Origin of the sequence: Flavobacterium sp. 270 (genome assembly GCF_004368785.1) — a bacterium.
GTDB lineage: Bacteria > Bacteroidota > Bacteroidia > Flavobacteriales > Flavobacteriaceae > Flavobacterium.
The window spans coordinates 18,940-34,576 of sequence record NZ_SODM01000002.1; the positions used below are offsets into that span (position 1 = coordinate 18,940).

Here is a 15,637-nt window from a genome sequence, read left to right on the forward strand (position 1 = left end):
TTTAAAACTTGCACAAAAATACGACTTATGAGTTATTCTCAAAACCTTAAAATACTCTTAAATACCAATTTATATCAATTCTAAATAAAATTAAAATTTTACACTCAAACTTTAAATACTATTTTTGCATAAAAACCATCACATTATGAGAATTTTAACTCCCTCTAAAAGTGTTTTCTTAACACTGACAATGCTAAGCTTAACATATAGCATTAACGCTCAAGACCAAAATTTAACATTAAACCAAGATCCCAAATTTGAGCAATTACTTAATGACAAGAGGAAAATTAACAATACATTAAGCACAAACGATACTTATAAAATTCAAATATTTAGCGGGAAAAGCGAGGAAGCTAAAAAGACCTTATCAGACTTTAAAAGAGAATATACCGATATTGACGGCACTATCATTTTCAACACACCGAATTACAAAGTAATGGTTGGCAATTTCAAAACAAGAATAGAAGCTGAGCGTAATTTAGGGGAAATTAAAAAAAGATACAAAAGTGTGTTTTTAATTAAACCCAGCAAATAAGCCCATTTAAAACAACACACAAGCCACTTAAGAACAACTTATGCGTTTTATTAATTAAGCCTCAATATATACTTTCCTAAAAAGATTTTCAAAAAGAGACATAACAAAAAAAGTCCCAATTTTCATTGGGACTTTTTTTGTTATAAACTTGAATTTTATTTCAATTTTTTCTTGATTGCAACTTCATGATATGCTTCAATAACATCTCTTTCTTCGATGTCATTGTATCCTTTTATTTGGATACCACAGTCGTAACCTTTACTCACTTCTTTAACATCGTCTTTGAAACGTTTCAAGGCCACAAGCTCACCTGTGTGCACCACTACTCCATCTCTAATAACTCTAATTTTAGAAGATCTTAAAATCTTACCATCAGTTACCATACATCCTGCAATAGAACCAACTTTAGAAATTTTGAAGATCTCACGAATTTCAGCAGTTCCAAGAATTTCTTCTTTCATTTCAGGAGCTAACATTCCTTCCATTGCATCTTTTAAGTCGTCAATAGCCGCATAGATAATAGAATAATAACGGATATCGATTTCTTCTTTATCAGCAAGCTGTCTCGCATTTCCTGCAGGACGAACATTAAATCCGATAATAATTGCATCAGAAGCAGAAGCCAACATAACGTCAGTTTCAGTAATTGCTCCAACACCTTTATGTATGATATTGATCTGAATTTCTTCTGTAGATAGTTTAGAGAACGAATCTGATAATGCTTCAACAGATCCATCCACGTCTCCTTTAAGAATTACGTTCAATTCTTTAAACTGACCTAGAGCAATACGACGACCAATTTCGTCTAATGTAATATGTCTTTGTGTACGTACTGATTGTTCTCGCATTAATTGAGAACGTTTAGATGCAATTTGTTTTGCTTCTTTTTCGTCTTCAAAAACGTTGAATTTATCACCAGCTGTTGCCGCACCATCTAAACCTAAAACTGATACTGGAGTTGAAGGACCTGCTTCTAAAACAATATGCCCTCTCTCATCATGCATCGCTTTAACTTTTCCGTGGTGTTTACCAGCTAACATATAATCTCCAACTTTTAATGTTCCGTGTTGAACTAATATAGTTGAAACATATCCTTTTCCTTTATCCAAAAATGCTTCTACTACAGTTCCCTGCGCTGCTTTATTTGGATTAGATTTTAAATCAAGTATTTCCGCTTCTAATAAAACTTTTTCAAGTAATTCTTTCACACCTGTTCCAACTTTTGCAGAAATATCATGTGATTGAATTTTCCCTCCCCAGTCTTCAACAAGTAAATTCATACTCGCCAAACGCTCTTTGATTTTCTCAACATTCGCATTTGGTTTATCAATTTTATTGATTGCAAATATAATTGGCACTCCCGCAGCTTGTGCGTGAGAAATCGCCTCTTTTGTTTGTGGCATGATATCATCATCCGCTGCTACTACAATGATTGCGATATCGGTAACTTGAGCTCCACGTGCACGCATCGCGGTAAACGCCTCGTGACCTGGTGTATCTAAAAATGCAATTTTTTGACCATTATCTAAAGTTACTCCGTAAGCCCCAATGTGCTGCGTAATACCCCCAGATTCACCAGCGATAACATTTTCTTTACGAATATAATCCAGTAAAGATGTTTTACCGTGATCGACGTGACCCATTACAGTAACAATTGGCGCACGAGCCACTAAATCTTCTTCTTTATCTTCAACTACCTCGATAGCTTCTTCAATATCTACTGTGATAAACTCAACTTCATAACCAAACTCGTCAGCTACAATAGTTAATGTTTCAGCATCTAGACGTTGGTTCATGGTTACCATGATTCCAAGCGACATACAAGTTCCAATTACTTTAGTAATCGGCACATCCATCATGATTGCAATTTCACCTACAGTAACGAATTCTGTAACTTTAATAGTTTTACTTCCTTCGTCAAGTGCTCTTTGCTCATCATCAGATTTCTGACGGTGTGTTTCTCTTTTATCTCTTCTATATTTAGCCGCTTTAGATTTTCCTCCTTTACCTTGAAGTTTTTCAAGAGTTTCTCTAATTTGGTTTTTTACTTCTTCTTCAGTAGGCTCTACTTTTGCTACGATTGCAGGACGATTTCCTTTTACAAAACCTGGTCTTGCACTTCTGTTAGCATTAAAACCTCCACCACCAGTATTTGGCGTAATTTTATTTGGATTTGGAGTTCCCGGCGCATTACCTGTTGCAGGTCTTGGCGCACCCGGCGTACCTGGTTTAGGAGCGATTCTTTTACGCTTATTTTTGTTAGCGTTATTATTATTTCCAGCTCCTGGAGCTCCCGGTTTATTTGGAGTTATCTTCGGATCTTCTTTCTTTTTCTTAGGCTTATTGAATTGAGACAAGTCAATTACCTGACCAGTAAGAGTCGTTCCTGATAATTTTTGATATTGAGTAGTAATAGCTTCTTCTGCAGTAGAAGGATCAGTTGAAACAACTGGTTCCGGAGCTGTTTTTGAAGTCTCAGCTTTTACTTCTTTTTTCTCTGTAATAATAGGTTTTTCTACCTTTTTCTCTTCAGAAACTACAGGAGCAACCACAGGCTCAGGCTGTACAATTTCTTTCTGAACAGGTTTTTCTGTTTGAACAGGAGGAGTAACAACCACTTTTGGTTCTTCAACTTTTACCGGCTCTTCAGTCGGAGCAACCGCAGCAGGTTTCTTTGGATTTAAATCAATTTTACCTACTTGAACAGGTCCTGTTACAACAGCTCTCGCTTTTATAATTTCCTGTTGCTTTTGACGTTCCTCGTCTTGTCTGCGTTTGTCTTCAATTTCTTTCTCACGCTCTACACGTAACGCTTCTTTTTCTTTTCTTTTCTCTTCTCCAACCTCTTTAGAAGCTTCCTTATTCCCCTTATCGCCCGCAAATTGGCTTTGTAGGATATTAAATTCGCTATCAGAAATTTTCGCATTTGGATTTGCATCAATAGCAATTCCCTTATCTTTTAGATAATCAACAGCTCTTTCTAACGAAATATTTAATTCCCTTAAAACCTTGTTTATTCTTATTACTCTCTCTTCAGACATATAACCTTTTTATTATTACCTTTTTCGTTGTGTTGTTAGAGCCAATACTCAGCTATCGCCTAGCTATCAAACTCTTCTTTTAGTATTTTCATAACGTCTAGAATTGTTTCCTCTTCTAAATCTGTTCTTCTTACTAAATCTTCTACTTCTTGTTTTAAGATACTTTTTGCTGTATCTAAACCTATTTTAGCAAATTCTTCTATTACCCATTCTTCAATTTCGTCAGAAAACTCTGTTAATTCAACATCATCTTCGTCTGCAACTGTACCGGCAACGTCTCCTTCACGAATTACATCTAATTCATAACCTGTAAGCTGACCTGCCAATTTAATATTATGGCCACCTCTACCAATTGCCTTAGAAACTTCTTCTAATTTCAAGAAAACTTCCGCTCTTTTATTTTCTTCATCAATTTTGATAGAAGAAACTTTTGCAGGGCTTAGTGCTCTTGTAATAAACAACTGAATATTGTTTGTATAGTTGATTACATCGATATTTTCATTTCCTAACTCACGAACAATTCCATGAATACGAGATCCTTTCATACCTACGCAAGCTCCAACCGGGTCAATTCTATCATCATAAGAATCTACCGCTACTTTTGCTTTTTCACCAGGAATACGAACTACGTTTTTAACTGTAATTAAACCGTCGAATACTTCTGGAATTTCTTGTTCAAATAATTTTTCTAAAAACTTCTCAGAAGTTCTAGACATGATAATTTGAGGCTTATTCCCTTTTAATTCAACGCTTTCAATAATTCCACGTACATTATCTCCTTTACGGAAAAAGTCAGATGGAATTTGTTTTTCTTTTGGAAGCACAATTTCATTTCCTTCATCATCAACCAAAATTACTACTCTTGGGCGCACGTGGTGTACCTCTGCAGTATAAATATCTCCAATAATATCTTTAAATTGCTTGTAAAGATTTGTATTATCGTGTTCGTGAATTTTAGATATTAAGTTTTGACGCAATGCCAAAATAGCTCTTCTTCCTAAATCAATCAGTTTAACTTCTTCAGAAACTTCTTCACCAATTTCAAAATCCGCTTCAATCATTCTTGCTTCTGTCAAAGTAATTTCTTCATTTTCAAAATCAAGATCTTCGTCAGCAACAATAACTCTTCTTCTCCATATTTCCATATCTCCTTTATCAGGATTTATAATAATATCGAAGTTATCATCAGAACCGTATTTTTTCTTTAATGCATTTCTAAACACGTCTTCTAAAATTGCCATAAGCGTTACACGATCAATAAGTTTATTATCTTTAAACTCTGAGAATGAATCGATTAATGCTAAATTTTCCATGCGAATTCTTTAATTAAAATGTTACTGTAACAATTGCCTCTTTAATTTCTGTATAAGGTATTTGTTGCTCTTTTTGAACTGTTTCTTTTCCTTTTCCTACTTTTTTCGGTTCTCTCGCTTCCCAAGACAAAATTATAAAAACATCATTAGCTTCCACTAATTCTGCTTCAATTTTTTCAGTATTTGTGGTAACAATCAACGTTCTACCTACATTTTTCTTGTATTGTCTTGTTAATTTTAAAGGAGAACCTACTCCAACTGATGCTACTTCCAGCGAAAAATCCTGCTCTTCACGATCCAGATTATTCTCAATTGCACGACTAATATCGATACAATCCTGCAGCGCCACTCCATTATCACCGTCTAAACCTACACTAATTTTGAAAGCATCCGAAACAGCCAGGTCAATCAAAAAGATTGATGGCTTTTCTAAAAGAGCCTCCGTAATTAATCTGTTTACTTTTTCTTTAAATGTCATAATTTTATAAAAAGAGGGGACAATTAGTCCCCTCATTATTTAGATTTTAATAAATAACAGTGCAAATATAGTGTTTTTTTTATAAATCAAAATAAATAGATTGCTCTAAAATATTTCTTATCTTTATAGTAGCATTAAATGTAACGGAATATTCATACTATTTAACCCAAAAAATTATGAAACGAATTTTAGTACCTACCGACTTCTCAGAACACGCAGAAGATGCTTTAAAAGTTGCTTCACAAATTGCTAAAAAAAATGATTCTGAAATTGTCATTTTACATATGCTCGAATTACCACACCAAACAACTGATGCCATTATGGGCGGTGTAAGCATTCCTGAAACGCTCTTTTTTATGAAAAAAGCCAACGAAATGCTGGACGAAGTATCCGCAAGACCTTATTTGGACGGAATTCCTGTGACTGAAATTGTAAAACTAGACAAGCCTACCCACGGAATTTCACAAGTTAGCAAAGAGTATGATATTGATTTGATAATAATGGGGTCTCATGGTTCTTCTGGTATTGAAGAATTATTAATAGGATCGAATACCGAAAAAGTAGTACGAAATTCTGAAATTCCGGTTTTAGTCATCAAGAAAGATATTTCTAATTTTAATGCCGCTAATATTGTTTTTGCTTCTGATTTTTCTTCGGAAACAAAAAAACCATTTGAAAAATTCTTGAATTTCACCAAATTCTTTGATTCAAAAATACATTTGGTTACAATCTGTACACCAAACAGCTTTAAACCTACTCATGCAATTCAAAAAGCAATGGGTGAATTTATTTCTGAATTTAACCTGACAAATTATTCTACCAACATTTACAATGACACTAATATTGAAAAAGGAATTATTAATTTCTCCAATAGCGTCAATGCCGATATCATCGGAATGTGTACGCACGGAAGAACCGGTTTTGCACACTTTTTTAACGGAAGTATTAGCGAAGGCTTGGTAAATCATGCGGTAAGACCTGTAATAACTTTTAAAGTTTAAATCAAAATATATGTAAGCAACATTACTTTTAGTTAATTACACCAAAAGCTTCTCGATCGGGAAGCTTTTTTTATGCAAAAAAAATGAGCTTTATAACAAAGTTAACTTGAGCTTTCCAGCAAAGTTAAAACAAGCATTTGTGAGGAACTTTGTCAAATATAAAAATCATAAATAAAAACAACATGAAAACAATTGACAAGATTTATATCAATGGTGAATTTGTAACACCAAAAGGAACTGAATATTTTGACCTTATAAGCCCAACAACTAATGAAAAATTAGGACAAGTTCTTTTAGGAAATAAAGAAGACACTATTGACGCGATCGAAGCAGCAAAAACAGCTTTTAAAACATTTTCCCTAACAACTAAAGCAGAACGTATTCAATATTTACAAAACTTGCAGGCTTCGATTAAAAAGAGAAAACAAGAATTCATAGATGTAATGATTGAAGAATATGGAGGCACTTTTCAATTTGCGACAGTTAGCTTTGATTATATTTTGAAAAGTTTTGACTCGGCAATAAACTTATTAGGCACTTATTCTTTCAACAAAACAATGGGACAATCTGAAGTTCAGATGGCACCAATTGGAGTTGTCGGAATTATCATCCCCTGGAACTCAAGTAACGGTTTTATATGCGGAAAATTAGCAACTGCGATTGCTGCCGGATGTACAACTGTAATAAAACCAAGCGAAATGAGTGCACAGCAAACACAATTAATTCTGGAATGTTTTCACGAAGCTGGCTTACCAAAAGGAGTTTTTAACATTGTTAATGGTTTAGGCGAAATTGTGGGTGCAGAAATTAGCCGTAATCCAGATATTTCTAAAATTTCATTTACAGGCTCAACTGTTGTAGGTAAAATGATTGCCAAAGAAGCAGTAGACAATTTAAAACGCGTAACATTGGAGCTTGGCGGAAAATCTCCAAACATAATTTTAGACGATGCCGATTTATCAAAAGCAATTCCGATGGCAGTTGCCGCGGCTTTTATGAACAGCGGACAAGCCTGTGTTGCCGGAACGCGTTTATTAGTTCAGGAAAATAAATTAGACGAAGTAAAAACATTAATTTCAAACATTGCCTCAAAAACAATTGTAGGCGATCCGAAAAACGAAAACACGGCTGTAGGACCAATGGTAAGCAACAAACAATTTGAACGCGTTCAGAACTATATTCAAATTGGAATTAATGAAGGTGCTGAAATTTTAGTTGGTGGATTAGGAAAACCAACAGGTTTAGAAAACGGGAACTTTGTAAAACCTACCGTTTTTGTAAATGTAAACAACCAAATGCGAATTGCAAGAGAGGAAATTTTTGGTCCGGTTTTATCTATTATTACTTATAAAACAGAAGAAGAAGCTATTGAAATCGCCAACGACACCACTTACGGACTACAAGCTTATGTGAGCTCTGCGGACGAAGAAAGAGCATATAGAGTTGCATCACAAATAAATGCCGGACGCGTTCAGGTAAACACAATCGGACATGATCCAATGGCACCATTTGGCGGATTTAAACAATCTGGAATAGGCAGAGAGTTTGGAACAATTGGACTTGAAGCTTATCTTGAACCAAGAGCTTTAATTAGATAATTAAAAAATCTTTAGATACAGAAAGTTTTCTACTCGAACTTTCTGTATCTTTTTAGTAATTTTACATTATGTCATCAATCAAAACAAGTACAAAACCCAAAATATTATATTCCTGCTATTTTGCGCGAAGTCGCGAAGGAGAACATTTTATTCCCGAACACGTGTTTAGTTTTCAAATAGCCGGAGAAATGATCGCTTCAGACAGCAAAAAGACGTATCATTCTAAGGCTGGTGATTTTCGTATCAGCAAAAGAAATCATTTAGCCAAGTTTGTAAAAATCCCGCCAGAGGGAGGCGAATTCAAAGTCATATCTTTGTTTTTAGATCAGGAAATTTTACGTGAGATATATCAGGAATACCAATTTAAAACCGAAAAAAAACCTCAGGACGATGCCATAATTCCGCTAAATCCACATCCATTATACCAATCTTTTATGACTTCGCTTTTATCTTATCTAGAAGTCGAACAGGAAAACAATGAAGTTTTGTTTAATTTAAAAATTAAAGAAGCCATTCATCTTTTACTAAAAATAAACCCTGAACTTAAAGATATCCTATTTGATTTTAATGAGCCTGGCAAAATAGACCTGGAAGCTTTTATGAACAAGAATTTTCATTTTAATGTTCATTTAAATCGTTTCGCGTATCTTACCGGAAGAAGTTTAGCAACCTTTAAGAGAGATTTTCAAAAAGTATTTCAGGAAACTCCCGGACATTGGTTATTAAACAAAAGACTTCAAGAAGCCTATTATTTAATTAAAGAAAAAGGAAAAGCTCCATCTGAAGTATATTTAAATGTTGGTTTTGAAGATTTGTCTCATTTCTCCTTTTCATTCAAAAAGAAATTTGGCGTTGTTCCTTCTTCCCTATAATGAAAAAGTAAATTCCAATTTCACACCTGCTTTAAAAAGAAATTCCAAATTCCAACTCTAAAAACTTAATCAGTTTAAAAGTTGGAATTTGGAATTTCTTATTTGGAATTTTCCAGAAAATTTATTGCATAAAAAAAGCCTCTCATTTCTGAGAGGCTTTATGTTGGTCTACAAGGACTCGAACCTTGAAAGACTGCACCAAAAACAGTTGTGTTACCATTACACCATAGACCAGCAGTGCTGTTAAGCGGGTGCAAAATTAGAACTTTATTTAAGTTATGCAAATTTTAAACGAAACTTTTTTCAAATAAAAAAAGCCTCTCATTTCTGAGAGGCTTTATGTTGGTCTACAAGGACTCGAACCTTGAAAGACTGCACCAAAAACAGTTGTGTTACCATTACACCATAGACCAGCAATGCTGTTAAGCGAGTGCAAATTTAAGGCTTTATTTAGTTTGTGCAAACTTTTTGACCAAAAAAAATCATTTATTTTATTTTTTTTAACTTCAAAAATCTTACTGCCAACCGAAGCACCTCATAAACAACGCATTACTTTTTAAAGATAGTTTTGTAGAATTTTATGTTAATGCTCTTTTCTTTCCATAAAAAAACATTTTCTTTGTAGGATAGAAAAACATACAAAATTATAACACCTAAATATGGCACAATTCAATTTCAATAAATGGAATACTATTATTGGTTGGTTTGCATTTGCAATCGCTTTAATTACCTACACACTAACTGTTGAACCTACCATGAGCTTTTGGGATTGTGGCGAATACATTGCTACAGCCGCTAAACTAGAAGTTGGCCACCCTCCGGGAGCGCCTTTGTTTCAAATGATGGGTGCTTTTTTCGCCATGTTTGCCATAGATGATCAACATGTGGCGGTAATGGTAAATATGATGTCTGTTTTCTCTAGCGCATTTACTATTCTATTTATGTTTTGGTCTTCGTCTATGATTTTGAAAAAAATTGTGGCTCGTTTTGCCGAAATTGATCAAAATAATTCAGTTGTTATTTTAGGAAGTTCATTTGTGGGTGCTCTTGCTTATACTTTCTCAGATAGTTTCTGGTTTAATGCAGTAGAAGCCGAAGTTTATGCAATGGCCTCTTTATTAATTGCTTTACTTTTCTGGCTTGGATTACGTTGGGAACAAGACATGGATAAACCTAAAGGAAATAAATGGTTATTAATCATTTCGCTTGTTATCGGGCTTTCTTTCGGAGTTCACTTTATGGCTTTGCTAACTATTCCTTCTATAGGCTTCTTATATTATTTTAAGCATTACGAAAAAGTTACCATCAAAAACTTCCTTATAGCGAATGTTGTTGTTATTGGTATCTTATTGTTTATTTTCAAATTGCTTTTACCGCTTACAATGGCTTTCTTCGGAAAAACAGAAGTTTTTATGGTAAACAGCATGGGAATGCCTTTTGATTCGGGAACTATTTTTGTCACTTTAGTTCTTATCGCTTTCTTTTATTTTGGATTAAAATTTACCAAACAAAAAGGATTTGTTTTCTATAACACGATCATTCTTTGTATTTTATTCATCTTAATTGGTTTTTCTACCTGGATGATGCTTCCTGTGCGTGCAAATGCAAATACGGTTATCAACGAAAATAAACCGTCTGATGCTGCCGAAGTTTTAGCGTATTACAATCGTGAACAATATGGTGTAAATCCTTTGTTTTATGGACCTCAATACACAGAAGTTTTTGCCGGTCTTGATGCAACAACTCCTTATTTGGACAAAAAACCTAACTACGAAAGAGATTATAAATCTGGTAAATATATTATTACCAATAATTTTAAGAATGCAGATCAGAATATGGATGACAACCAGAAAACGATTCTGCCAAGAATGTGGAGTACAGAAGTGCCACACATTCAAAACTATATCAATTTTACAAGTCCTCCAAAATTTAAAATAAATAATGATTATAATTTTGAAGATGATTTACAGAAATATGGTATTGATCCTACGAAATTAAGCGAAGAGGAATACAATAAGGCTATTGAACAATTACGTCACGAAGTTGAAAAAACAGTTTCTGAATTCAGACAAGCATATGCTCAAAAACAAATTGACAATGAGGGCTATGTTAAATTCTTAAAAAGTTACGGAGATTACTTGATTATTGAAAAACCATCAACAGCAGAAAATTTTAGTTTCATGTTCGAATATCAATTTGGATATATGTACTGGAGATATTTGATGTGGAATTTTGTTGGCCGTCAAAGTGACAATCAAGGTAAGTATGATAATCTTGACGGAAACTGGATTAGCGGCATTAAGGCTCTTGATTCTATACACTTAGGCTCTCAGGATAATTTACCAAGTGATGTTCTAAACAACAAAGGCCGTAACGTTTATTTCTTCCTGCCTTTTATTTTAGGTTTAATTGGAATAATGTATCATGCTAATAAAGATCTTAAAAGTTTTTATGTTCTTTTGGCTTTATTTTTATTTACTGGAATTGCCCTAAAAATTTACTTAAACGAAAGGCCTTTTGAGCCTCGTGAAAGAGATTATGCTCTTGTGGGATCTTTTTATGTATTTGCTATCTGGATTGGTTTTGGAGTTTATTCTCTTTATGAAAGCTTCCAGAAATATCTCGCTCCTAAAATTGCAGGTCCTGTTATTATTGCTGCAAGCTTATTAGCAGCTCCTGTTTTAATGGCTTCTCAAAACTGGGATGATCATGACAGATCTGGTAAATATACAGCTGTTGCAATGGCAAAAGCTTATTTAAGTTCTTGCGATAAAGATGCTATTTTATTTACTATTGGAGACAATGATACGTTCCCACTCTGGTATGCCCAGGAAATTGAGCACTACAGAACAGATGTTAAAATCGTAAACACAAGCTTAGTGAACACAGATTGGTATATTGACCAAATGAAAGCTAAAGCTTATGAATCTGATCCGTTACCAATCTCATTTACGCATGATGAATACGTAGGAGATAACCGAGATTATGTGGCTCATATTCAAAAAACAGAAACACGCTGGAACATTGTTGATTTTATTAATTTTATTAAAAATCCAAAATCAACGGTACAAATGCAAAATGGACAAACAATCCATTTTTATCCAACAGATAAAATTAGAATTAACGTTGATAAAAATACCATTATCAAAAATAAAGTCGTTAATCCTAAATACAATGATTCTATTGTACCATACATTGATCTTACTATAAAAGGAAGCGCGCTTTACAAAAACCGTTTAATTATGCTTGATATTATAGCTAATAATAATTGGAAAAGACCAATTTACTTTAGCGGCGGTGCTTTTGATGATGAAGATTATTTATGGATGAAAGATTACCTGCAATTAGACGGTATGGTTTACAAACTAGTTCCTATTAAAAATACGCCTTCAAAAGATGGCGGACCTATGGATATGGGACAAATTGATGCCGATAAAATGTACAATATCGTTATGAAATGGGATTGGGGAAATAGTAATGGTAATATCTATCATGATCCTGAAACCAGAAGAAACAGTATTACCTACAGAACTAATTTATCGCGCTTAATGGATCAGCTTATAGCTGAAGGTAAAATTGATAAAGCTAAAAATGTAATCAATCTGGCTATTACTAAACTGCCGTTGGATAAATACGGCTATTATTCGCTGGTAGAACCTTTTGCAAATGGATACTATAAAGTAGGAGAAACGGCAAAAGCTCAAGATTTGTTGAATAAACTGATTCAGAAGTATAAGGAAGACTTAAATTATTACAGCACTTTATCTGCTTCAGACCAAACTGATTTAGCAATTGATATTATTACAGATATCGAACGTTACAGAAGTTTATTGCAGGTTATGAAGGAAAACAAGGATGTAGCATTCTACGAAAAACACAAGAAAACTTTTAATACGTATGTAAATGTTTTTGAACGTTTTGGAAGAGAAAAAGAATAATAAGATACGAAAAATATACTGATTAAAAAAATGCAGCGCTGTTTGATAAATAGCGCTGCATTTTTTAATTTTACGTATATCTCTAAATCATTTCATCATGAGCTTTTATTGGGTAAAAACAAATTCATTTATAAAAAGGGTATTTTCTAAATATTGCTGGGACATTCCTAATAATGAAAAGAAGATATACCTAACTTTTGATGACGGTCCAACTCCCGAAATTACAGATTGGGTTTTATCTGAATTGAAAAAATTTGATGCAAAAGCCACTTTCTTCTGCATCGGAAAAAATATAAAAGCGAATTTAGCCTTATTCCAAAAACTGATAACCGAAGGACATTCTATCGGAAATCATACGATGAATCATGTAAATGGCTGGAAAATCCACACAAACGATTATATCGAAAATGTTAAGAATTGTGCTCATGTACTAGAAGAGCAGGAAAAAACATGCGATCGTTTATTATTTCGTCCTCCTTATGGAAAAATTAAAAAGACACAATCTAAGATACTCCGTAAATTAGGTTATAAAATTGTGATGTGGGATGTTTTAAGTGCAGATTTTGACCAATCTATTACTCCGGAAAAATGTCTTGAAAACGTTACTAAAAACGTAAAATCAGGAAGTGTGATTGTATTTCATGACAGTGTAAAGGCATCTCCGAATTTAAAATTCGCATTGCCTAAAACCTTACATTTTTTAAAAGAAAATGGATATTCATTTGATATTATTCACTAAATAACATCAACTTTAGAAGTGTATTATACCCCGAATTGTTCCTGAACAATTCCGATAATAGTATTTGCATCAAGTTCTCCTGACTGTCTCCAGATCATTTGACCTTCTTTATAAATCATTAAAGTCGGAAGTCCTTTTATACGAAGCGCTTCTGCCAGTTCTTGATTCTTATCTACATCAATTTTGATTACTTTGGCTTTATCACCAAGCGCAGCCGCAACATCCTTAATAACAGGATGCATAGAAACAGACGATTCATTCCAATCTGTGTAAAAATCAATTAACACAGGAACTTGAGCATTTATTAGTTCTCCAAATTTTGACATAAAACCAAAAATTTAAATTTTTTTTAATCTACAAAAGAGATCAATATTATACAAATGTAGCATTTTTAACGAATTAAGCCACATTGTTGCCCTTTTTTAGTTCTATAACTGTTATTTCGGGCATGATCCCAACTCTACCTGGATAGGCATGAAAACCAAATCCACGATTAACATAAACGTAACGACCGGCTTCTTCGTATAAACCTGCCCATTGTTTATAAATATATTGTGCGAGACTCCATTTAAAATAGCCCGGAATTTCGATACCGAACTGCATACCGTGCGTATGACCCGCTAATGTTAAATGAAAGTTCTTTGGATGCTTTTTAATTTCGTATTCCCAATGACTTGGATCATGACTCATTAAAACCTTAAAATCATCTTGATCAACATGCTGAGAAGCCTTGTTTAAATCACCGGCTTTTTTAAAATTCTGTCCCCAATTCTCTACACCAATCAACGCGATTTTATCATCACCTTTCTGGATGTAAGTATGCTCATTTAGCAAAAGTTCAAAACCAATTTTTCCGTATAAGTCTTTTATCGCTTGAAAATTCTCATCTTTTTCTTTTTCAGAAGGCCAGGTTACATATTCGCCGTAATCGTGATTTCCTAAAACAGAGAACTTTCCGTATTTATAGTTTTTTATTCTTTTAAAAGTCTCTAACCACGGATTCATTTCTTTTGCATGTGTATTTACAATATCTCCTGTAAACAAAATCATATCCGATTCTTGCGCATTAATCAAATCAATAGCATAATTGATCTTATCCGGATTATCAAAACTACCACTGTGCACATCTGAAATCTGAGTGATTCTAAAGCCATCAAAAGCGTCTGGAAGATCTGGAAAGAAAACAGTCTGCTTGATCACTTTAAAATTATATTTTCCTTCAAAAATTCCATAAATTAAAGACAAGAACGGAATCGCAGCAAGTCCTAAAGCGATCTGGCTGACAAACTTACGTCTGTCTGGCATTATTTCCTTTCGAGGCGCATTATACATGCAATAATTTAAAATACTAGCTCCGATTCTAAAAATATCTTCTCCAAATAAAATTAATGTAATTACAATTTTAGGAACATAAATTAAAAGCATCAATCCCATGGTAAACATGGTCTGTTTGGTTTGTCCAACAGAACGATCAAATTGCGTAAAAGAATAGATAATAAAAATTAAAAGCAGTAAGCTAATAATTTGATAACTAACCAGAACCCATCTAATTTTGATTAAAGTTCGAAAAGCTTGATAAGAATAAAACTCTACAAATAAAAAAAGAGCACAAAGGATTACAAAACGAAAGATCATTGGTTATAGTTTTAAGCAAAGTAACAAAGAATGAAAATTTTATTGCTTTTTATTATCAAAAATTTAACTCAATTAAACCGCAAAAAGCTGATAGATTTCTCCATCAGCCTTTTTTCTGTTAAAACTATTATTATCAACGTTGTTTCATAAACAAAATCCTAATCTATGAAACCAAAAAATCTAAATTAGATTTTTATTTTTTTGCTTCAGCTTTTGGAGCTGCTTCTGTTTTAGCTGTAGCTGCTTTTTTGTCTTCTTTTTTGTGGTGTTTTTTCTCTTTTGGAGCTTTAGTTTCTTTTGCTGGTGCTGCTTGTGCTGGAGTTGCTTGTGCACTTACCATTGCTGTTGTTCCTAAAACTGCTACTGCTAACATTACTAATTTTTTCATGACTTTAAATTTTATAAATTAATTATTATTTGATTATTTATAAGCCAAAGATATAATCAGTAAATGAAGATTAAATGAAGATTAATAGGGTTAAAAAAA

The 15,637-nt window shown here is 33.4% G+C and carries 12 protein-coding genes and 2 tRNA genes; 6 read left to right on the forward strand and 8 right to left on the reverse strand.

Features of this window, described 5'->3' with window-relative positions:
• The first annotated feature begins 145 nt into the window (after nucleotides 1–145).
• A complete protein-coding gene (locus EV144_RS07425; RefSeq protein WP_134147611.1) occupies nucleotides 146–535 on the forward strand; it encodes an SPOR domain-containing protein in 390 nt (129 codons plus the stop codon).
• Nucleotides 536–690: 155 nt separating this feature from the next.
• Here EV144_RS07425 and infB read toward each other — a convergent pair whose 3' ends face one another.
• Genes infB through rimP form a run of 3 tightly spaced genes read right to left on the reverse strand, consistent with a single transcriptional unit; the run spans nucleotide 691 to nucleotide 5,367 of the window.
• Nucleotides 691–3,576 carry a translation initiation factor IF-2 gene (infB, locus tag EV144_RS07430; RefSeq protein WP_134147613.1) on the reverse strand — a complete coding sequence of 962 codons (2,886 nt, stop codon included), beginning with the start codon at nucleotides 3,574–3,576 and terminating at the stop codon, nucleotides 691–693.
• A 59-nt stretch (nucleotides 3,577–3,635) separates the two neighbouring features.
• Nucleotides 3,636–4,889: a transcription termination factor NusA gene (gene nusA, locus EV144_RS07435; protein WP_089052704.1), complete on the reverse strand. Its 1,254-nt coding sequence runs from the start codon at nucleotides 4,887–4,889 to the stop codon at nucleotides 3,636–3,638.
• A gap of 13 nt (nucleotides 4,890–4,902) precedes the next feature.
• Nucleotides 4,903–5,367 (reverse strand): ribosome assembly cofactor RimP, encoded by a 465-nt coding sequence (gene rimP / locus EV144_RS07440; RefSeq protein WP_166670552.1) that lies wholly within the window; start codon nucleotides 5,365–5,367, stop codon nucleotides 4,903–4,905.
• Nucleotides 5,368–5,543: 176 nt separating this feature from the next.
• Here rimP and EV144_RS07445 point away from each other — a divergent pair, with 176 nt between their 5' ends.
• The 3 genes from EV144_RS07445 (at nucleotide 5,544) to EV144_RS07455 (ending at nucleotide 8,838) form a co-directional block, all read left to right on the forward strand.
• Nucleotides 5,544–6,368, forward strand: coding sequence for a universal stress protein (locus tag EV144_RS07445; RefSeq protein WP_134147617.1), 825 nt, complete (start codon nucleotides 5,544–5,546; stop codon nucleotides 6,366–6,368).
• A gap of 182 nt (nucleotides 6,369–6,550) precedes the next feature.
• Entirely contained in the window at nucleotides 6,551–7,966 is a 1,416-nt protein-coding gene (locus EV144_RS07450) for an aldehyde dehydrogenase family protein (protein ID WP_134147619.1), read from the forward strand.
• Between the two features lie 68 nt (nucleotides 7,967–8,034).
• Entirely contained in the window at nucleotides 8,035–8,838 is an 804-nt protein-coding gene (locus EV144_RS07455) for a helix-turn-helix domain-containing protein (RefSeq protein ID WP_134147621.1), read from the forward strand.
• Nucleotides 8,839–9,001: 163 nt separating this feature from the next.
• Here EV144_RS07455 and EV144_RS07460 read toward each other — a convergent pair.
• Nucleotides 9,002–9,072, reverse strand: a tRNA-Gln gene (locus EV144_RS07460).
• 108 nt (nucleotides 9,073–9,180) lie between these two features.
• A tRNA-Gln gene (locus EV144_RS07465) sits at nucleotides 9,181–9,251 on the reverse strand.
• Nucleotides 9,252–9,497: 246 nt separating this feature from the next.
• On the opposite strand from EV144_RS07465, the gene EV144_RS07470 reads away from it, so the two are divergent.
• Nucleotides 9,498–12,776: a DUF2723 domain-containing protein gene (locus tag EV144_RS07470; protein ID WP_134147623.1), complete on the forward strand. Its 3,279-nt coding sequence runs from the start codon at nucleotides 9,498–9,500 to the stop codon at nucleotides 12,774–12,776.
• Nucleotides 12,777–12,873: 97 nt separating this feature from the next.
• Nucleotides 12,874–13,515, forward strand: coding sequence for a polysaccharide deacetylase family protein (locus tag EV144_RS07475; protein WP_134147625.1), 642 nt, complete (start codon nucleotides 12,874–12,876; stop codon nucleotides 13,513–13,515).
• A 23-nt stretch (nucleotides 13,516–13,538) separates the two neighbouring features.
• On the opposite strand, the gene EV144_RS07480 is transcribed toward EV144_RS07475, so the two are convergent.
• From EV144_RS07480 to EV144_RS07490, 3 genes are all read right to left on the reverse strand, one after another.
• Nucleotides 13,539–13,841 carry a thioredoxin family protein gene (locus tag EV144_RS07480; RefSeq protein ID WP_110347818.1) on the reverse strand — a complete coding sequence of 101 codons (303 nt, stop codon included), beginning with the start codon at nucleotides 13,839–13,841 and terminating at the stop codon, nucleotides 13,539–13,541.
• A 73-nt stretch (nucleotides 13,842–13,914) separates the two neighbouring features.
• Nucleotides 13,915–15,150, reverse strand: coding sequence for a metallophosphoesterase (locus EV144_RS07485; RefSeq protein ID WP_134147627.1), 1,236 nt, complete (start codon nucleotides 15,148–15,150; stop codon nucleotides 13,915–13,917).
• A gap of 193 nt (nucleotides 15,151–15,343) precedes the next feature.
• Nucleotides 15,344–15,538, reverse strand: coding sequence for a hypothetical protein (locus EV144_RS07490; RefSeq protein ID WP_134147629.1), 195 nt, complete (start codon nucleotides 15,536–15,538; stop codon nucleotides 15,344–15,346).
• Between the last annotated feature and the right edge of the window lie 99 nt (nucleotides 15,539–15,637).

Excerpts from the sequence above, each read along its gene's own strand:
- EV144_RS07425 (WP_134147611.1), top strand. The coding sequence starts at position 146 with ATGAGAATTTTAACTCCCTCTAAAAGTGTTTTCTTAACACTGACAATG.
- infB (WP_134147613.1), bottom strand. The coding sequence starts at position 3,576 with ATGTCTGAAGAGAGAGTAATAAGAATAAACAAGGTTTTAAGGGAATTA.
- nusA (WP_089052704.1), bottom strand. The coding sequence starts at position 4,889 with ATGGAAAATTTAGCATTAATCGATTCATTCTCAGAGTTTAAAGATAAT.
- rimP (WP_166670552.1), bottom strand. The coding sequence starts at position 5,367 with ATGACATTTAAAGAAAAAGTAAACAGATTAATTACGGAGGCTCTTTTA.
- EV144_RS07445 (WP_134147617.1), top strand. The coding sequence starts at position 5,544 with ATGAAACGAATTTTAGTACCTACCGACTTCTCAGAACACGCAGAAGAT.
- EV144_RS07450 (WP_134147619.1), top strand. The coding sequence starts at position 6,551 with ATGAAAACAATTGACAAGATTTATATCAATGGTGAATTTGTAACACCA.
- EV144_RS07455 (WP_134147621.1), top strand. The coding sequence starts at position 8,035 with ATGTCATCAATCAAAACAAGTACAAAACCCAAAATATTATATTCCTGC.
- EV144_RS07470 (WP_134147623.1), top strand. The coding sequence starts at position 9,498 with ATGGCACAATTCAATTTCAATAAATGGAATACTATTATTGGTTGGTTT.
- EV144_RS07475 (WP_134147625.1), top strand. The coding sequence starts at position 12,874 with ATGAGCTTTTATTGGGTAAAAACAAATTCATTTATAAAAAGGGTATTT.
- EV144_RS07480 (WP_110347818.1), bottom strand. The coding sequence starts at position 13,841 with ATGTCAAAATTTGGAGAACTAATAAATGCTCAAGTTCCTGTGTTAATT.
- EV144_RS07485 (WP_134147627.1), bottom strand. The coding sequence starts at position 15,150 with ATGATCTTTCGTTTTGTAATCCTTTGTGCTCTTTTTTTATTTGTAGAG.
- EV144_RS07490 (WP_134147629.1), bottom strand. The coding sequence starts at position 15,538 with ATGAAAAAATTAGTAATGTTAGCAGTAGCAGTTTTAGGAACAACAGCA.